General features: G+C 57.6%; 11 protein-coding genes, 6 pseudogenes and 1 riboswitch. Of the genes and pseudogenes, 11 read left to right on the forward strand and 6 right to left on the reverse strand.

All coding sequences use genetic code 11. The features are described 5' to 3' along the window. Positions 1-13: 13 nt before the first annotated feature. A pseudogene (locus tag MLPF_RS13720) lies at positions 14-870 on the reverse strand (aminotransferase class I/II-fold pyridoxal phosphate-dependent enzyme). A 289-nt stretch (positions 871-1,159) separates the two neighbouring features. On the opposite strand from MLPF_RS13720, the gene MLPF_RS13725 reads away from it, so the two are divergent. Together MLPF_RS13725 and MLPF_RS13730 are read left to right on the forward strand one after the other, a co-directional pair. Then, entirely contained in the window at positions 1,160-2,371 is a 1,212-nt protein-coding gene (locus MLPF_RS13725; protein ID WP_045843631.1) for an acetyl-CoA C-acetyltransferase, read from the forward strand. 9 nt (positions 2,372-2,380) lie between these two features. After that, a complete protein-coding gene (locus MLPF_RS13730) occupies positions 2,381-4,525 on the forward strand; it encodes a 3-hydroxyacyl-CoA dehydrogenase NAD-binding domain-containing protein (RefSeq protein ID WP_045843630.1) in 2,145 nt (714 codons plus the stop codon). Between the two features lie 114 nt (positions 4,526-4,639). Here MLPF_RS13730 and MLPF_RS13735 read toward each other — a convergent pair whose 3' ends face one another. Next, positions 4,640-4,879, reverse strand: coding sequence for a hypothetical protein (locus MLPF_RS13735; protein WP_050039293.1), 240 nt, complete (start codon positions 4,877-4,879; stop codon positions 4,640-4,642). Positions 4,880-5,734: 855 nt separating this feature from the next. Then, positions 5,735-5,917 (reverse strand): hypothetical protein, encoded by a 183-nt coding sequence (locus MLPF_RS18085; RefSeq protein WP_045843629.1) that lies wholly within the window; start codon positions 5,915-5,917, stop codon positions 5,735-5,737. A gap of 1,629 nt (positions 5,918-7,546) precedes the next feature. On the opposite strand from MLPF_RS18085, the gene MLPF_RS13745 reads away from it, so the two are divergent. The 5 genes and pseudogenes from MLPF_RS13745 (at position 7,547) to MLPF_RS13770 (ending at position 12,606) form a co-directional block, all read left to right on the forward strand. Beyond that, positions 7,547-8,062, forward strand: coding sequence for a hypothetical protein (locus MLPF_RS13745; protein ID WP_162196968.1), 516 nt, complete (start codon positions 7,547-7,549; stop codon positions 8,060-8,062). 1,502 nt (positions 8,063-9,564) lie between these two features. Beyond that, a complete protein-coding gene (locus MLPF_RS13755; RefSeq protein WP_156147231.1) occupies positions 9,565-9,882 on the forward strand; it encodes a hypothetical protein in 318 nt (105 codons plus the stop codon). Between the two features lie 61 nt (positions 9,883-9,943). Further along, a complete protein-coding gene (locus tag MLPF_RS13760; RefSeq protein ID WP_237756023.1) occupies positions 9,944-10,171 on the forward strand; it encodes a cytochrome P450 in 228 nt (75 codons plus the stop codon). 1,233 nt (positions 10,172-11,404) lie between these two features. Further along, the gene (locus MLPF_RS18090) at positions 11,405-11,575 is read left to right on the forward strand and encodes a hypothetical protein (RefSeq protein WP_427901942.1); all 171 of its coding nucleotides are present in this window, start codon (positions 11,405-11,407) and stop codon (positions 11,573-11,575) included. Between the two features lie 145 nt (positions 11,576-11,720). Beyond that, positions 11,721-12,606: pseudogene (locus MLPF_RS13770) on the forward strand (thiolase family protein). Here the strand turns inward: MLPF_RS13770 and MLPF_RS13775 are convergent. Together MLPF_RS13775 and MLPF_RS13780 are read right to left on the reverse strand one after the other, a co-directional pair. Further along, complete coding sequence (locus MLPF_RS13775; RefSeq protein ID WP_045843626.1) at positions 12,603-14,252, reverse strand: DNA repair helicase XPB; 1,650 nt, start codon at positions 14,250-14,252, stop codon at positions 12,603-12,605. The pseudogene MLPF_RS13770 and the gene MLPF_RS13775 overlap by 4 nt on opposite strands. A 35-nt stretch (positions 14,253-14,287) precedes the next feature. Further along, positions 14,288-16,575 (reverse strand): annotated as a pseudogene (locus MLPF_RS13780) (helicase-associated domain-containing protein). 119 nt (positions 16,576-16,694) lie between these two features. Here MLPF_RS13780 and MLPF_RS13785 point away from each other — a divergent pair. The 4 genes and pseudogenes from MLPF_RS13785 (at position 16,695) to MLPF_RS13800 (ending at position 18,168) form a co-directional block, all read left to right on the forward strand. After that, the gene (locus tag MLPF_RS13785) at positions 16,695-16,904 is read left to right on the forward strand and encodes a hypothetical protein (RefSeq protein WP_162196967.1); all 210 of its coding nucleotides are present in this window, start codon (positions 16,695-16,697) and stop codon (positions 16,902-16,904) included. Between the two features lie 84 nt (positions 16,905-16,988). Further along, positions 16,989-17,434, forward strand: a pseudogene (locus MLPF_RS13790) (cyclic pyranopterin monophosphate synthase MoaC). A gap of 36 nt (positions 17,435-17,470) precedes the next feature. Continuing rightward, a pseudogene (locus MLPF_RS13795) lies at positions 17,471-17,847 on the forward strand (molybdopterin-binding domain-containing protein); the annotation flags it as partial. Next, positions 17,846-18,168, forward strand: a pseudogene (locus MLPF_RS13800) (molybdenum cofactor biosynthesis protein MoaE). The pseudogenes MLPF_RS13795 and MLPF_RS13800, both read left to right, overlap by 2 nt. Positions 18,169-18,243: 75 nt before the next feature. Here MLPF_RS13800 and MLPF_RS13805 read toward each other — a convergent pair. Further along, on the reverse strand, positions 18,244-18,891 hold the full coding sequence (locus MLPF_RS13805) for a transglycosylase family protein (RefSeq protein ID WP_045843624.1): 648 nt from the start codon (positions 18,889-18,891) through the stop codon (positions 18,244-18,246). Positions 18,892-18,899: 8 nt separating this feature from the next. After that, positions 18,900-19,111, reverse strand: a riboswitch (cyclic di-AMP (ydaO/yuaA leader). Positions 19,112-19,336: the final 225 nt, after the last annotated feature.

Raw genomic sequence — 19,336 nt, forward strand, 5'->3', positions numbered from 1 at the left:
GTACGGACGGGTCTTAAGTAGTGGATCCGTTGTTGAGCACGGGGAGTGGCCTGATTGCCTTATCGAGAGCATCGTCACTGTTGCAGAAGTTAAAGCTTACCAGGTGATTCCACACGTCGGCTTGTTTTGAGGTGTGCTCGGCTGCCGGATCGCAGAATGCCGACATCGGGATGGCGGCTACTCCAGCCTTTCCGGCAAGGCCGCGTAGAACGCCCCGCTGTCGTCGTAACCCAGCGTACGCGCGGGACGGCGCAGAGGAAGTACGTGCTGTAGCTGTTGTGCACTTCGAGACCGATCTCGGTCAGCCCCGACGCCAGCCCGATCGTGTATGGCTTGCAAAGAACTCCGAAGTGCGGCCACCTGGGTGTCTTCGGTGTCCAACGCCAGGGCGAACGCTGGATGAAACGGCGCGCCGCCAACGTAGTTCAGGCACTATTTTGCGAACCGCACGCCAGCGATGAGATCGAACGGGCCGCAGGCCACCCGATGTAGTTGAACATCTTGGCCGCGGTGGAAACGGTGATTGTTCGTTCAGCCATGCTGTCAAACCCTGCGAACGGCAGGTGCTTTCGGTTCTCGAACACCAGGTTTTCATACACCTCCTCGGTAATCACCAACAGGTCTGCCGCCACAGCGAGCTCCGCTATCTCGGCCAATTCCGTCGCGCTCAGCACCGCGCCGCTGGCGTTGCGCAGTGGTGGCCTGCCGCAGCCCAGCGATGCCTATCCTCGATGGGTACTGGTTCACTCCGCCGGTGATGACGTCTTGCACGGGCCTAAGCATCGCTGGCGATCCGTCCGCGTCGGGAAAGCCTTGCCCGAGGTTCACTGCGCCGATGCATGCGGCCAGAGCTGACATTTCGGCGAACATCGTGGTCGCGTAGGGCCGTAGAGCCGCTGTTATGTCAATTGAGCTTAGGGGTATCGCCGCCAGCACGACCGCAGCGCCATGTTCGGTCGCTGACCAGCACAGCCTTGTCCAACTAACAGGTTGGCCGAACCCCTTAAAAGTTTTTCAGTGTTCCTGTTACTGGCCCTAGTCTTTCAAGACGGATCTAACCTCCTATATACTTGACTAAATATAGTAATTTGTAGTCCTTAATAAATTTAACCCCTTCCATATTATAATAAAAATATATTTTTACGAACAGGAAGTTGACATGTCCGAAGAAGCTTTTATCTACGAGGCCATCCGCACTCCTCGCGGTAAACAGAAGAACGGATCGTTGCACGAGGTCAAGCCGGCAAGCTTGGTCGTTGGGCTAATTGAGGAGTTGCGCAAACGACACCCCGACCTCGATGAGAACCTGATCAGCGACGTCATCTTGGGGTGCGTCTCACCGGTGGGTGACCAGGGTGGTGACATTGCCCGCGCCGCGGTGCTGGCTGCTGGCCTGCCGGTCACTGCAGGCGGGGTGCAGCTCAACCGGTTCTGCGCATCGGGGCTTGAAGCTGTCAACGTCGCTGCGCAGAAGGTGCGCTCCGGCTGGGATGACCTGGTTCTAGCCGGCGGTGTGGAGTCGATGAGCCGGGTGCCGATGGGATCCGATGGCGGCGCGATGGGCTTGGACCCGGTGACTAACTACGACCTCATGTTCGTCCCACAGGGCATCAGTGCCGACCTGATCGCCACCATCGAGGGCTTCTCACGTGACGACGTCGACGTCTATGCGTTGCGTAGCCAGGAGAAGGCCGCGGCCGCATGGTCGGGTGGCTACTTCGCCAAGTCGGTGGTGCCGGTGCGAGACCAGAATGGCCTGTTGATTCTCGACCACGACGAGCACATGCGGCCCGACACCACCAAGGAAGGCCTGGCCAAGCTGAAGCCCGCCTTCGAGGGCCTTGCCGTGATGGGTGGTTTCGACGACGTGGCCCTGCAGAAATATCACTGGGTTGAGAAGATTAACCACGTTCACACCGGCGGTAACAGCTCCGGCATCGTCGACGGCGCGGCACTGGTGATGATTGGTAGCGAGGCTGTTGGCAAGTCCCAGGGCCTGACCCCGCGGGCGCGCGTGGTAGCTGCCGCTACCACTGGGACCGACCCGGTAATCATGCTGACCGGCCCCACCCCCGCCACCCGCAAAGTGCTCGACCGCGCCGGGTTGACTGTCGATGACATCGACCTGTTCGAGCTAAACGAGGCATTTGCGTCCGTGGTGCTGAAGTTCCAGAAAGACTTGAACATTCCGGATGAGAAGCTCAACGTCAACGGCGGTGCTATCGCGATGGGCCACCCGCTGGGTGCCACCGGTGCGATGATTCTCGGGACCATGGTCGACGAACTGGAACGTTGCAACGCGCGGCGTGCGCTCGTCACTCTGTGTATCGGCGGCGGCATGGGTGTTGCTACCATCATCGAGAGGGTTTAGTTTAATAGCATGGCAGACAATGCAATTCAGTGGGGTAAGGACGTCGATGGGATTGTCACGCTGACAATGAACAACCCGTCCGGCTCGACCAACGTTATGAACGAGGCCTACATCGAATCGATGGGCAATGCGGTGGATCGTATTGTTGCGGAAAAGGATTCGATTATCGGTGTGGTGATAACCAGCGCTAAGAGCACTTTCTTCGCCGGCGGTGACCTCACCGTGATGATCAATACTGGACCAGAAGAGGCCGAGCAGTTATTCGACACTGTCGAGACGGTCAAGAAACAGTTGCGTACCCTGGAAACGCTGGGCAAGCCGGTCGTTGCCGCTATCAACGGTGCCGCGTTGGGCGGTGGCCTGGAGATTGCGTTGGCATGTCATCACCGGATTGCTGCCGACGTCAAGGGCAGTCAGCTCGGTCTGCCTGAAGTGACGCTGGGGCTGTTGCCGGGCGGCGGTGGGGTGACCCGCACGGTGCGGATGTTTGGCATTCAGAACGCATTCGTCAACATTCTGTCGCAGGGCACCCGCTTTAAGCCTGGCAAGGCTAAGGAGATCGGGCTGGTCGACGAGCTGTTGCCAACGGTCGAAGAGCTGGTGCCCGCGGCTAAGGCGTGGATCAAGGCCAACCCGGAAGCGCACGAGCAGCCGTGGGACAAGAAGGGCTACGAGATGCCCGGTGGTACTCCGTCCTCACCAGGGCTGGCAGCCATTTTGCCGTCATTCCCGTCGCTGCTACGCAAGCAGCTCAAGGGCGCGCCGATGCCAGCCCCTAAAGCCATCTTGGCCGCCGCGGTCGAGGGCGCGCAGGTCGACTTCGAGACCGCTAGCCGTATTGAGAGCCGCTACTTCGTTTCTCTGGTCACCGGCCAGGTGGCCAAGAACATGATCCAAGCGTTCTTCTTCGATCTGCAGCACATCAATTCCGGTGGTTCTCGACCCGGCGGCATTGGTAAAACCCCGATCAAGAAGATCGGTGTGCTGGGTGCGGGTATGATGGGCGCCGGCATCGCCTACGTTTCCGCCAAGGCGGGTTACAACGTGGTGCTTAAAGATGTGAGTCTTGAAGCCGCGCAGAAGGGCAAGGGCTATTCGGAGAAACTGGAAGCCAAAGCGCTAGAGCGGGGCCGTACTACGCAGGAGAAGAGCGACACCCTGCTGGCGTGCATCGCCCCGACGGGCGATCCTGCTGATCTCCAGGGCGTCGACTTCGTGATCGAAGCCGTCTTTGAGAACCAGGAACTCAAGCACAAGGTGTTCCAGGAAATCGAAGACATCGTCGAGCTCAATGCAGTACTCGGGTCGAACACCTCGACGTTGCCGATTACCGGTCTGGCGAACGGCGTCAAGCGGCAGGAGGACTTTATCGGGATCCACTTCTTCTCTCCGGTCGACAAGATGCCACTGGTCGAAATCATCAAGGGTGAAAAGACCTCGGACGAGGCGTTGGCCCGGGTGTTTGACTACGTCCTGGCCATTGGCAAGACACCGATCGTCGTCAACGACAGCCGTGGCTTCTTCACTTCGCGGGTGATCGGCGCTTTTGTCAACGAGGCGCTGGCGATGCTCGGGGAGGGGGTGGAACCGTCCAGCATTGAACAGGCCGGTGCGCAGGCTGGCTACCCGGTGTCGCCGTTGCAGTTGTCTGACGAGCTCAACCTGGAGCTCATGCACAAGATCGCGACTGCTACCCGTAAGGGTGTCGAGGACGCCGGCGGCATGTATGAGGCGCACCTGGCAGAAGCCTTAGTGGAGAAGATGATTAAGCTCGGCCGGTCCGGGCGCTTGAAGGGTGCCGGCTTTTACGAGTATGTTGACGGCAAGCGGTCCGGGTTGTGGCTGGGTCTGCGGGAGACGTTCAAGTCGGGCTCGTCGCAGCTGCCATTGCAGGACATGATCGACCGGATGCTGTTCGCCGAAGCGCTGGAAACTCAGAAGTGCCTCGATGAGAACGTGCTGACGTCCACTGCTGATGCCAATATCGGGTCCATCATGGGTATCGGGTTCCCGCCGTGGACTGGTGGCAGCGTGCAGTTTATCGTCGGCTACTCTGGCCCGACCGGTACCGGCAAGGAGGCCTTCGTGTCCCGCGCCCGTGAGCTGGCGGCCAAGTACGGCGATCGCTTCCTGCCTCCGGAGTCGTTACTGTAGTCGCTTTGGTTTCTGGTAGCGTTCAGCCCGGCTCTAGCGTCGAAACATAAACTGGGGCGGCGCACGGAAATAACCATCTGCCGTTCGTCGGCCACGGTAGTCTCCGTTCGCCTACTAGGCTAGCACGTAGGGCGGCCGGGTACCGAAAGATTGGTGCTGCCACCCACCCGCCGGCCCCGGGCAGTAGCTGGCGTGACCGGTTAGCATGATTCGTCCGCGCGACCAGCTGGCCAGCTGCAACTGGGTGATCGATTCGAAGTAAAATGCGGGTATACGGTCGAGTTCGCTAAGCCAGCTGTTCACCTGCGTATGCATTTCCGTGAACGCCGCGCGCAGCAATTCCTGCTGAAACAAAGGTGTCTCGGTAGTGATACTCGAGTGTGTTTTCGTTGCGGAACAAGAATATTGCGCGCATCGTCTAGGGGTTGCGCGGTGTAGATCGCCGCTGGATGGTTAGAGTCGACGTGACTGATCACATTTGGTCTTCGTGGGCAAGCGTTTTTGGCAGTGACTCCACCGCCCGGTACCCGCCAAAGAACTGAGGGTTATACACTGTTCCCGGAATCCTCCCCGAAAACCAGGGGACGAGTGTTTGAGTGCAGTCTGCCGGCGCCGACCACGAGGGCGAACTTGCGTGGCGTCGTGCGCTCGAATGTCACCTTGCCATCGGAGGGATGCCGTGATCCAGAGTCACCGAATAGGTACTCGATGTGGTAGCAGTCGGTGTCGCGAGTAAGTCTTAGTTGATGTCGTCGCGCACGATTTCCACGTGACGGTCGGATACGGCGCCTACAGCCTTAGTGATATCGATGCGGACCGATCGGCACGTGCCCTCGCGACCAAATCGTCTCGGCGTTCGTTCCGGTGGTTAGTGCCTCGATCCGCGGCAGCACGCCCAACTTCGCCGAATCCTCCGACGAGTTCCTTTACCTACTTAAGGTTTGGTAGACTTACCATCCGTGCTTACCTATCGGTAAGTCAGTTACGCTCGTTGTAGCGAGTAGCCTCTGTGAGGCAACCGACGGCGCATCCAAGAAAGTCGTTCGGGACCTGTTTCTTCAGCAGGGTATGCAGCTTGCCTGCATGACATCGCCGACAAGCTGGGGATCATCGAACCCGCGTTGTACTATCACCTTGCCTCGCGAGAAGACTTGGTGCACAGCATCTTGGTTACGTTGATCGACGGTGGTGAGCAATTCGTTACCGACCCTAGGAAATCTCGGCTACACCGATGCCTGCGAGTTGCTTCAGGGCTATTTCAGTTTCCACTACCTCCACCGTGGAGGACCCTCGTGCTGATGCTGTCGCAGCCACCCGCTGCACCGTCTTACCCGACACCACCAGCGTCGACACCGCCGGAACAAGGCGCAACGCCGAACCAGGTGCCGGCATGAAGCCAGTTATTGTCCTAGTCAGTAGATATTTTAGGAAATCTTTTCTGGCACAATGATCCTTGTGCGATCGTACACCACGCTTCAGCTCTGCTTCTAGGCTGCGACGCTGAATAGTGCGAGCGTAGCACCGGTTAACACCGCTTGTATTAAACAGATTTTTTGCCGGCGAGCATCGGCTAAAGTGATTTAACTCCTATTGCTGATTATGGTTATACAGTATATTAATGGCAGCGCTGTCAGAAACTAGGTTAGGCTCTTGTTATCGATCTGCGCTGAGGCCCTGATGGCACAGATAGTTGCCTAGACTGTAGGCGGGTTCAGCCTAGATTGTCCACCTTGTGAAACGATCTCTGTATGGGTGTCATACTTAGCAGGCTAACAACAAACTAGGTCGCGCCTAGACTATCGATGACGCATCCTCGACGCTAGTTAGCGCTTTAGCCAAACCCGCAGCGTCGATGGTGACTGCGGACTGGAGCTCTACACGGAATTCGTTGCGCGGAGCGGCTTAAGAAACATTCCTGATGGTGGCGAGTTATACGTGTGCTACACTGTTGCTACCAGCAAGTTGTTGAGTAGCACGTTGGCAATATAGCAATTTGTCGTAATTGGAATCTGCCTTCTTTGTTGTAAGTAAGATCATTTGGTGTCCGGTGTGTTTCGTGGATTTCTCTGGTTCGGTCCAGCAACTGGTGGGCGGCCGGCGACATTGTTGAGTTGCGCGAGATATACGACGTCGTCATTGTGGAGGTTTAGGGCAATTACGGGGTTGTGGACTAGTACACCAGCACCGGAGCGTCCCATGGACTAGGGTCTCCGGCAAGGCCGATCTGGAATAGTCGGTATCCGGGTTGTGGGAAGTTTACAGCCCGACTTGTCACCCTCGGTGGCGCCCCAGGCCGCTAACGGTAACCATGAAGGCTGGTGCGCCGGCTGGACACGGGGGGCTGACGAGCCGCGATTTGTTTGGACACCGGATCCCACTATGCCGTGGCCATAGGCTGGGTTGGTGCTATTAGAGAAGGTTGTGAGCGCTATTGTTTATTGATACCAATACATTTTATGTCGGTTGCAACATTTACTAATACCACCTTAGCGTTGAGCCCATCGGGGTTGTGTAATAGTCTCGGCGTATACCGCGAGGTCGTAAAAGATATGTTGATCAACACAGTTGGGCCAGATTGCCTCTCGGGCAAATCTGAACTTTCTGTGAGGCTCGACAAATTCTTCAAAGATCATGCGAAGCCTCACTGGGCCAGTGTGGTCTAAAAGCTGAAACCGCGGCGGCGATAACCAAACAGACCGGAGTATCGAGCATCTCGGCTTATATGTCGCAGCAGTGCGCCAGAGTCAAAAATGAACTGGCCGTAAAGCATCTTCACGCTATCGACGAACTCTTTGGTTTCTCAACGTCTTACTTGATTGACCTTGACATCAATTCGTGTATAGATGTCAATACTAACCTCGTCTAAGTGCTATGTGATAGCGGGGTATGTGACCTGGCAGTGGCTTTCCTCCGGATTAACTCCCCAGTACCGCAACAGCTTGGCAGCAATGGTTGATCATGTGCGCCAACTTGAGTAACTTCTTCCGGTCGTCCCTTCCCAGGGAGGCTACTTCGATGGCAATGCCTAATGCCGATCTGATTCTATTCGCTCTATTAGGTACGTTGCCGATCCCTGTGCACTGGAACAGTGATGTCTTCATTGAGACCCGTGCCTGTCAAAGAGGTCGGCCCATCCAGCTAATACTCACCTATACCTCGGAATTAACCGAAAATCCTTGCGAGTTATGGTTACCCAGCGCCGCCGACCTGATCTTTTACCAAGCCAGGACGTCGAAGTACCACATAGATCAAATCATGTGTCACGAAATCGGACACATGGCGTTGGGACATGCCGGAGGTCGACAAGCCGATATCAAAAGCACACCAAACGTCGAAATGTTCCGCAAACTGCTACCTGACATCGATCCCACCGTCGGGCAAAGCGTGTTGGGGAGCAAAGTTTTTGTGGACGATCAAGAGCATGGGACTGAAGTGTGCGCGAATATGTTGGTGATCGCCGTAGTTGAAGCCGTCAACCAAACTTCGATGATGCGCAACGTTTTCTTCACAACGCGCTTGATTCAGGAAATCTATTGATGCTCTCGACAGTGTCAGGTGTGATCGCCTAGCCGTTGATCATGTTTACGGTGATCATTGTCGTCGCGCACTATCGATAGTTCAACAACAACCTGTATGGCGTATGCCGCAACAACCTGATGGCATTGACGCTATTGACTCAGCTTCTGCATGAGCACTTCGTGCAAAACACACTGTCCATGGTTCCTGTTGACTCCCCAGCAACATATATGACGTTGTGTTGGTTTGGCTGTCACTGAGATTTATTGGGTGCATTCTGCTTGGACGGGGTTGTCGCCGGCCAAAACGTGCTAAGGCAACGGTACTGTCCGCCTGGCCGTGCTGCCTCTGTTCGCGGCATATCTCATTTGTGGCAACCGCGCTCCGACCTTCAGCGAGTCTTTTGACGCCGCCGGTGGTTGGGACTGCGTAGTCGCCCGAGCCTTCTGCATTATTCTTATCATGGTCTTAGGCTTGAACCTGCTCTGGAATTCTCTGCTTGAGCCGTGTACTGTCACTCAGCGCCGCGAACGTCTCATCACCATCAGCACACTGCTACTACTGAGTGCACTGCTTGCATTGACCGTTCTGCAAGACGGTGGTCCTTGCAGATTTCCGACCAACTTGGCTGCACTGACACCGCTGATTACAGGCTGCGGTTCCACAGGTCTATTAACTTCTGGACGGTGTTCGGCATCTGCATGGCCAGTGCAGCTGTTGCGGCAGAGTATGGTAATTGCGGTCTCAGGATGTGCATTCACCTCGACATCGACGACCATTGACACCTTCAAACCACGTTGCAACGACACCAAACCGTTGTCGAAATTCGTGACGCCATCTTATAGCTGCTCTCTTTTTGCAGTGGAAATAGCCCGGCCTGAGCTAGTCCGGTTCCTCTAATGCTGCGCCGGCTCGAGAACATGACGCCGCAATTGAGGTTATGCATCTGACTCAGGCTGTCAGAGACAAAACCGCCGGAGCCACGCCTGAACCAGGCCACGTAGCGCTGATCGGGCCATAGCGGGCAACAACTTTGGCGGAGGAAGCACCCCTGCTATTGAAGTTGGCGAAATGGTGACCGGTCGCCTATGCCGCCACTGAACACATCGACACACTATCCGGACTCGATACGATGAAAGTGAGTCCGTCAGTATGACGCTGTCTATCGGCACGTCGATTCTGTGTTTGTGTTTGTCTATTGTTGGTGATGTATTTACCATCTGTTTCGCCAAACCCGCCCTAGGGACTGACCGTTGAGTTCGGCAGCGGAATCATCAAGCAAAACATCTCTGTCCTGTCGATCATCGTTCTGGCCGATCCCATTATTTAACTGATAAGATCAATGAATAAACTGTGTGGGAAAAGCACATCGGACCCGTTACACGCAAACTGTGCCTCCGTATGGGTGACGGGCTGTTTACCGCTTACAACGAGGAATCTAACTGGCGCAAGGCGCACAACATTCTAATGCCCGCTTTTACCAAAACAGCTATGGTGGTTAACAGAGCACCACAGCTGCTGCTGTGCGTGAATTCATCGAGTTCTGGGATACCGATAGATCCTGGATCGACATCCAAGCTCAAGCTAAACGGCTCACCATCGAAGTCATCACCAGTGCCGTACTGGACTACTCCTGTCCTGCAGCAAACTCAGTAACCCCAGTGGCAACGCATTTGTCGCCGTTGTTGCATGTGTACGCAGCTACTTCAAACTTACCTCCTGCACCGATACCGTACCGTTTTATAACAAACTCTTCGGACAAAACCCCACACAACAGCAATGTCACAAGCATGTCACACGACAATGCCTACATCCGTCGGCACGTCTGCGACATTGTCTAGGTTTGCTGTCGTCACCCGACAGCAGGTCAGTACGAAGACATGCTCGACATCATGTTGCATAGTGTCGATCCCAACATCGTCGAGTAACTCGACACTGAATAATATCGTTAACCAGGTCCTCGCGCTGCTCGCCAGCGGCAGTGACACATTGGCCAACGCCATCGCTTTCGCCCTGCACTCTCTCCTCACCATCCATCTTGACATCGCCGCTCAAATCCGCCGCGAAATCGACCAAAACCGGTCAGATCGTGGCATCGCCGACTTACGTATTGTGCGGCGATGTCGTTAGGCTGCGATGCCTACGCCGCGTCGTCAACGAAACTCTGCGGCTATGGCCGGTGGCGCCCTGCTACGTGCACCAGGTCGGCCATGACAACACCCTCGGAAACAGCACATCCCTTTTCCGCAAGGGCCAGTGGGGTGATCGTCCTGTTCACTGCGCCGATGCCTGGGGCCCCGACGCTAACGTAATTCAAACCCGACCGCGTCCTGCCAGAAAATTTGCACCAAGCTGCCCCCCTGATAGCTATCAACCCTTTGGGGCCGGGAGGCCCAGCGCCTGCATCGGTCGCCGATGCACCCTCACGAAATAGTGTTGGAGTTGGCGATGATCGTGCATCAATACGACCCAGAGCCGACCCGGATACTGTCTCTCGATCTCCGAAGCGTTGACACTTAAAAACGCCGGTCTGCAACTTCGGCTACACGTTCACAGTTGTTTCTAAACCAAAATTGCTGCTGACTGCATACAACGAAACTAGCGTTGAACTTGAGCTTTCTGGCTAAGTGGTTCTTGCGTTGAGCTAAATATCGGTCGTGATGTACTTCGTTTTGACCAGAAGCGCGACCAGTAATAAAGGCAGTTCTGTTCACCCTTCGCTGGCACGAAATATGCGGTATGCTTTGCTCTGCTCGATTGTGTCCCAGAGTTCGTAGATGATCCGGTGTGCTTCGTCGTCCTGATCGACGAGCACGCCTCGGTGCAGAGGTTCCCGTCGAACGCTTGAGTGTTCCTGCAACACCTAGCCTATGCCGTCGCGGGTCGCTTGCGCTGCTTCCGGCTTGAATTTCAGTTCGAATAGCACCTTAAACTGCATGGTCATCTCTATAAGTTGCAACTGCGATTTCAAGGTAGCTGTCGTTGTGCGGTTGCTTCATCGGCCTCGCATGCCCACATGGATATTGCGCGGGGGAGCATAATGCTATCTAGGAAATTGATATCCCTACTTCCGGGGGACACTTGTTAGTCGGCGCGGTGCGCCGAGACGGCGACCGGGCATGCGGGCTACAGCAAATAAGAACTCAATTTCTGTTTTTTTGTGTGACGCTGTTATACTTTTTCGTGAGCTTGTTTTGTGCTGTGGACGCTCCTTGGAGGATCTCTCGATTCAGAAGACACTTTGTCCCCCAAATCTCGATCTGGTTTGCCGAGAACTCACAGTTGATCGGCGGTCAGTGCGGTGACTGTGGCGCTACCGCCTTTTCTGCACAGCCGAGATGTCTGCGTGGCAGTGGCGGACAGGTGAGCGAGTTGTTGTTGCCGCACTGGCAGGACTGTGGTGGCTTGGACAACCCAGGGTTTCCTGACCGGATCGCCGTTATGCTTGCCCGGACTGGCACGAATTTCGTGCCAGTCGGCATAGCCCTGGTCCAGCTGAGCAGCGTGACCCGGGTCGGGGATCGGCAGACCTAGAACAACCCGGTCAAGTTACAATTTGGCTAGGAGCTAGAGCCCGCCATGGTGTCGCTCACCACTGACGAAGGCGGCAACGAAATCCTTACTATGTGTTCGCTCCGTTCGGGGCTGGAGATGACTAAATGATGTAGCTACCGTTGGCGTGGTTCTGCATCCCTTTGGGAGGTTCGACAAGACGCGATGCAGATGGGTGACACAAGGCTATCCAAGCCGCACTTACGGACACCGGGTGCGAGTGTGCGTCACAGCGGCTAGCGTTATTCAACAGGACGTCGACACTATTCGGTTGGGCAAGTACGACATCGGCGTCATCATAGGTCTGGACGCGTAAACCTCGCGGAGCCTTCGCTAAGGATCCCGCTAAGTTGGCGCTGCCGCAGTGGTACGCGCAGAACGGACAGGTCGTCACCACCAAGTTCTTCGGAATGAAGGCCAACAAGTACCTGCACTACTACAGCATTTCCCAGGCCACGCTAGCCAAAGTCGCCGCCAAGAACTACTGCAACGGTGCAACTGAATACAAATGTGTTTCGTCGCAAGCCGATTCTTGCGGACAAGATCCTTAACGCCATGGATGTTCTGTGTGCCCGATAAGGGTGACTCCGCCGTGATCGTGTGCTGTGGTGATATGGTGCACAACTTCACCGACAAATCGGTGCGTGTGCGTGTTACCGAGATCCGCACCCGGCGTTATGGCTCCTACGAGGTGCATGCCACGTTTGCTCCGTTAGTGGAAGACGCCTCGCCTACGGGTGTACGGCAACCAAGGCTGTCTAACGGGGACGGCAGGCATCGGACCCGAGGACATCGACCTCGTCCAGTTGCAGGAAACCAATGCCGGCGCCAGAGGTCATTCACATGTACGAGACGGTCCTGTGCGCCGACGGTGAGTAAGAAACACTGGGAGCTGGTGCGTCAAGTTGCAAGGCGAGGCGGGCGAGCGTCAGGTGCCCGGCAACTCGCGTGTTGCTCTGGTCCAGGTGTACGGCGTGCCTGGTACCTCGTTAGCGATCACCCTGTCAGTTTAGATTGCCGGGCCTAGCAGGTCGTCGGCGTCGCGGATGATGTAGCTGTAGCCTTGCTCGGCTAAGAATCGCTGCCGGTGTGCAGCGTACTCGGCGTCCAGGCTGTCGCGGGTAACCACGGAGTAGAAAATAGCTCCGCCGCCGGCTGCCTTAGGTCGCAGCAACCGGCCCAGCCGCTGCGCTTCCTCTTGACGTGAGCCAAAAGTTCCCGAAACTTGCACCGCAACAGCGGCTTCCGGTAAGTCGATGGAGAAGTTGGCAACCTTGGAGACCACCAGTGTGGAGACTTCACCGAGGCGGAAAGCGTCGAATAGCGCTTCGCGTTCCTTGATTCTCGTCGATCCCTGAATTACCGGAGCGTTGAGTTCGGAACCAAGCTCATCGAGTTGATCCAGGTATGCACCAATCACGAGAGTTTGCTCGCCGGGGTGTCGGCTCAATACCGACTTTACCACTGCAATCTTCGAATGCGCTGTTGAGCAGACACGGTAGCGTTCTTCGGCTTCAGCGGTGGCGTAGGTCATCCTCTCGTTATCCGTCATCGTGACCCGGACTTCGACGCACTCTGCTGGCGCAATCCAGCCCTGCGCCTCGATGTCCTTCCACGGCGTGTCATAGCGTTTCGGGCCGATCAGGGAAAATACGTCACCCTCGCGGCCGTCTTCGCGGATCAACGTGGCGGTCAGGCCCAGCCGCCGCTTAGACTGCAGTTCAGCGGTCATCCGGAACACCGGTGCCGGCAGCAGATGCACCTCGTCGTAGACGATCAGGCCCCAATCTCGGCTACTGAAGAGTTCCAGATGACGGTACTCACCTTTGGTGCGGCGGGTGATCATCTGGTAGGTCGAGATGGTCACCGGTCGGATTTCTTTGCGCTCTCCGGAGTATTCGCCGATCTCGTTCTCGGTCAGCGAGGTGCGCGCGATCAGCTCGCGCTTCCACTGTCGGGCAGCCACGATGTTGGTGACTAAAATGAGCGTCGTCGCACAAGTTTTCGCCATCGCGGCAGCCCCCACTAGCGTTTTGCCAGCGCCACATGGCAGTACCACCACCCCAGAGCCGGCAGACCAGAATGAATCGGCTGCCAGCCGCTGGTAATCACGCAGCTGCCAACCGTCTTGCTGCAAGATAATCGGGTGTGCCTCACCGTCCACGTAACCAGCGAGATCCTCTGCTGGCCAACCGATCTTAAGCAAAAGCTGTTTGACCCTGCCGCGTTCGCTGGGATGAACGACGACGGTGTCGTTGTCGATGCGGGCGCCCAACATCGGTGCGATCTTCTTGTTATGCAACACCTCCTCGAGTACCCCGCGATCCAGGCTTACCAGCGTTAGACCGTGGGCAGGGTTCTTGACCAGCTGCAGCCGCCCATAGCGGGCCATGGTGTCGACGATGTCGACCAGCAGAGATTGCGGCACCGCGTAGCGCGCATGACTGATCAACGTGTCGACGACTTGTTCGGCATCATGGCCGGCGGCGCGAGCGTTCCACAACGCCAGTGGTGTGATGCGGTAAGTGTGCACATGTTCGGGTGCGCGTTCCAGCTCGGCGAACGGTGCGATGGCTACACGTGCCGCATCGGCTAGCTTATGGTCCACTTCGAGCAGTACCGTTTTATCGGACTGCACTATCAACGGCCCGTCGGTCATTATCCTGCTCCTTCTCATCGTTTCGTGAGAGTCCATTATTGGCCGTCGGACGACACCACCGACGTGATGCGGTGGATGACAAAGTCACGTAGCCGCCCAGACCCCGAATCGAAAGCCACCAGCTGATCCCCCCGTATGGCGATCGGCGATATCACCCACTGGGTGGCAATGCCGACGGCGTCGAGATAGCCGATCACTAGCGTGGTCTTTTCTCTTGTGGCGCGTTGCAACAGCGATATGGTGACGGTCGGGTCGACGCGGATATTGTCAAACGGTGTAGCAGTCACTTTAATTTTAATGTAGTACCGCAATTTTAATGTAGTACCGCGATGACCGCGTTGAGGGTCTCAAGGTTGGGGCGCTGTAGTGGGCGGTATGGCCGCCCATGCTGTGGGGTGGGCAATCTCGCTCTGCGAGGTCGGACGTCGACGATGGAGCCGGAGGAGTCTTCGACTGCTGGGGCGAACCCTGCGGATTGTAACGCGACGAGGACTTCGACGATGGGGGCGGGAGACACCGCCACCGTCGGAGCTAGGGCCCGTAGCTGCAGTTCCTCTGTGGCCGCCACCGTCTGGGTTAGCAGCGCCGGGTCCTCGCACCGGACGAACGATGTGGCCATGCCAATTCGGAGCTGGCCATGTCGGCGCGCAACATCATCGATGAGATATGTGAGCCCTTGTGGAACCGGGGTTTTGGAGTGATTCGTGAAGAGTGCATGTATCCAGTCGCGAGTCTTGCCGATGTCGAGTGCATGCCGAATCGACCGTTCGCTGATGCGGTACACCATCGCCGTGCCGGCTGATTCGATGGTGGCCACCGTGCGCACCTTCTCCGCAAGATCACGTTGCAGTGGCCCGGGTACCACGACCGTCAGGTCGGCTTGCACGAAAAAGTGGTCAATTGGTTCGGGCAGCGCCCGCATCATCGCAGCGACCGTGGCGGCTGGGTCGGCGGAGGCAATGACCTCGTCCAACAGCGCGCGTCCAGGTGTGCTGATTGCACCGCGACCCACCAGGCCCATCGTGTGGCCCTCGGCTAACAGATCGGCGACCGGTCCGGGCTGCAGCCGCCTGGCCCAGCGCGGGCGCCGCCAGATCAGCGCCGCCGACGCTTCGGCTGCTTCGACACCGGCTCCGACTGGTAGTTCGGCGAGCATGCCGAGTAACAGCCTGCGATCCAGTGGTGCCGCCGTCGAGTACAACGAATCTGACAGGGCGCCGTAAGGCTTAGCGTCTGGTCCGCGGCTACCGATCAACGCGGGCCGGCATTGCAAGTCAAGCCAGGTGCTGGCCAGCAGGTGCCAACGCTCCGCGGGAGACATCGCGGTGAATCGGTCGGTGGCCATCGTCGGCGCCCAATAAGGGCCGTCGCCAGTGGTTGGCTCTGGGTCGGGCATGCCGCTGGCGATCAATCCTGCCGCGGCCGCGACCTCGAGGAGCAAGCCCAGTCGTAGTTCGTCGATGCCGGTAGCTTTGGCTAGCCGCTTGACTTCACGAATTCCCAATCCGCCGTTGCGTAGCTCGGAAACCGGTGCTCTGCCTAGGGTCTCGAGCAAAATATCGAGTTCGTGCAGCGCCTCGATGACTGTCCCGGCTGCCGCGGCGTCGGCGTCGTTGGGTGCGGTTACCGAAACCACCGGATACGGCTGCGTCAGCTGCGTTGGACCGGACTGCTCGCCGCGCAACACCTGCCCGATGTGGCGAGGCAGAATCACCGTTTCGGCATCGATGCGTCGTAGCAGACCCATTGCGAGCAGTTGTGGCACTGGTCGATCGTGTGGCGCTTCGGGCGCGGCATCGCGGGTGCGCCCCAGTGGGGACTCTTCGAGCAATTTCTGCAGTACGTCCCGTTGCGTTTGGTCGAGGCGAGCGATCAGCTCGGCGATTTGTTCGCCGGTGCGTGAGGTGTCTTCAAATGTGACTTGCCCCGGATGCCACGGCAACGCTACGGCAGCGGCAGCAGCTATCCGGACTGTGGTCTCACCCCAAGCCAGGGCCCGGTGCCGAAGGTGATCTAGTGCGCTGACCACGTCGGCCTGGGAAGCGCGATCGCCGATCAGCGCCTGTAGCTTGGCAGTCGATACCGGCGTGCTATCGGCCTGCAGTACCAGCAGTGCATCAATCACAGCGAGTTGCAGGAAATTGAGCTCGTCGGCGACAGCTTGGATTGATTGACGGGCCTGCGCCCGCGCAGCTAGTGCCGCGATACTGCCAGGTGGCGGTTGAACCAGGTCGGGCCGCAACTCCAGTAGCTGGATCAGCCGCTCGTCGGACAAGTCGGCCAGCCAGGACCCCAGCGGGATATCCGGGGTGTTGTCGGTCATTGCTGACTAGCGTAAAGCAGCCAAGTGTGACGCAATGTTCAGCGACTCAGCAGGCAAGCAAGACCTGCAGCGCGATGTTTAGCGTCACATGCGAGTATGGATCTGTAAGAATATATGTCGTGGCTGACATTGCTGAAAGCAAGGCGCATAAAAACAGATGCGTAGACAACAGCTGGCCGACGACTGATCCAGACGACCACGCGGTAAGCGAATTGGTGACCGATCGCACTGGTGCGTTGTCGCCATTTGGTGACCTGGACTTTCCGGTGCCCGCCGACGACTTGCCCTACGTGCACCCGGTCACCGTCGTCAACCGGTCGGGTCGCTGAGATTGCTAGGGCTTCAGAGGCGCTTAGGTCTGCTGCGACATGCGCGTGGAGGAATTCCGTTCGGGCCTGTTGTCTCAATCTTGAATGAACGGGGGGGCGGTGTTCATGGTCGGACGTTACCGAGAAGGTCGCCATAGGTGTACTGCTGTTGCCGCGGGAGCCTTGCACACCTCGGCGCATGTGGTGGTGATGATCTCAACCGGCACCCTGCCCAGAAGGCGATGCGCTGGCTACCAAGCGGGTGGCGAGCCTTCTGGCGGCCAAACCTACCGGTGACCTGATCCCACTATACCACCAGTTTGCCCTCACCGGTGTCGACGTGGATTGCACCGTCGTCGAATACGGATATCGAGATCACCGCGGACGGTGTACACTACTGACTGTGCAGGCGTGATGATGGAGGCGCTGACCGTCGTCAGTGTGGCCGGACTAACCACTCGACGACATAGCCAAAAGCGGTTGACCCCCCGCACGACAACATTCGGGTGCTTCGCAAGGAGGACGGCAAAAGCGGAACTTGGGCACGGTAATGTGCGGCTGATCCGCCCGGATGATACCCTACTCATATTCGGGGGTCGGCCGGTGGATATGACGACCAATGCGAGTTAATTATCGGTGGAATGTCTTGGACAACATGGTTTTTCGCCAGTGTAACCGTGGTTTTTGCCGACGAGAACCCGGTTTGACGAGGCACTGCGCGATGGGGTCGACGTGATAATCACCCCGGGTGGTACCGGTATCTCGCGTAGTGACAGCCCCTGGACCAGACTGCGGCTGTGCTGGATTACATGATCCCCGGGCTGGCCGACACTAGCTGTCGCAGCGGATTGTCGAAGGTACCGACGTCGGTGCTATCGCCCAGCGGGTGCGTGACGGTCTTGCCGTATTCGCTGATGTTCTAGACCACGTGCTCGATCAACTTGTCGGCGGAGATCGCCGCGATGACGCTGCTGCTGCGCGCCGCTATAAACGATCAGCCGATCTCACTGCCGAGCACGAGGATTTAGATGTAGTGAGTTATCAGTCGGTCGGAGCTATCGTCGGTTTCGTTGGAATGATTCGCTACTCTGACGACAGACGTCGGGTGTTGCCGTTCGGGTATTCCGAACATCCGTCGGCCGCACAGGTGTTCATTGATGTGGTGGTCGAAGTGGCTGATCAGTCCAACCCGGTGCGTGTGCCCGCGGCCCGCCCATCGACAAGGGGGCATTCGCCTAATCTGTTCGGCACTATTAAGGCGCGGCTACCGGTGTGGAAGCACTAGTTCTTTGATGATGGTACCGGGCGAGTGAGCGGGTTCGGCCTAGCGTTAGCTGAGGATGGCCGTCTGAGCTGGGCGCTACGTACCCGCCGCCTCCTGCGCCACCAGTCGGTAGTTCTTACCCGCTACCTCCGCCGCCCGGATCGTTTGCCACAGTTTCTGTGTGTAGCCGACGCTCGAGGTCTGCTGTGGTTGTGCGGGGGGCGGGGGCACGTCGGCCGGTGCCGGCGGGAAGTTGTTGGCCGACGGCTGGGGTGGAGCGGAGTCCGCAGGTGGAGGGGCGTCAACGGGTGGTGGGGCTAGCGGTGCGGGCGCACCGTTAATCCAGAGCGCGTCCATCCCGGCAGGAAGAACTTCTCGCGGGGTCGGGTCCGATAACCCGTGGCCGCAGGCAGGCCAGGCGCTGCTACCCTGGGTCGCCAGCACGCGCTCAGCGACGGCAATTTGCTGTTCCCTGGTAGCAAGTTGAGCCGATGGCGCGTACTCGCCACCACCATGCGAAGCCCAGGTACCTTGCGAGAACTGAAGGCCACCGAGGTATCCGTTACCGGTGTTTATTGACCAGTTCCCACCGGACTCGCAACGGGCGACCTGATCCCATTCGCTGTCGGTGGCTGCGCCCGCCTGGCCGGTCAGAGCGATGTTGCCGCCTAGCATCGCCCCGGTGAGGACGATTTTAGCGACGATGATGCTCGATTTAGTGGGTTTATGGTGACGTTCACTCATATGCCAGGTATTCCTCTCGATACGCGCCTGCGAAGTCAGTTGTCGGATTCGGGTTGGAGAGGCTGCCCGGCTGGCGTTGCAATCATCAGAGAAACGGCGTCGGCTTCATCCCAAAGGCCGTGAGCGGCCCCGGCCCGATCTCGGCGGACTGGTGAGTCCTCCGCCTCCATCCACGGTTTGTGTCTCCGCCTACCGTGGATGGAGCTCAGCGCTTCAGGGAGGGAGGAAAGCCACTGGATTAGCTTGGCGAGCCCTCGCAGTAAGGTAGCGCCTACAGGCGCTCTAGTCACGTGTTGAGCAACTTGGCGTTTCACGTGTTGTCATGCGATAAAATTTCAGTATCTGAGGTTATTAACCCAGCCTGCGAGGGGGTCGATGCCATCCTGTTTGCACGTCATTATTTATTATTTCCCTTATGTGCTGAAGGTCGTAGCCTCATCCGCCT

Source organism: Mycobacterium lepromatosis, from assembly GCF_000975265.2.
GTDB lineage: Bacteria > Actinomycetota > Actinomycetes > Mycobacteriales > Mycobacteriaceae > Mycobacterium > Mycobacterium lepromatosis.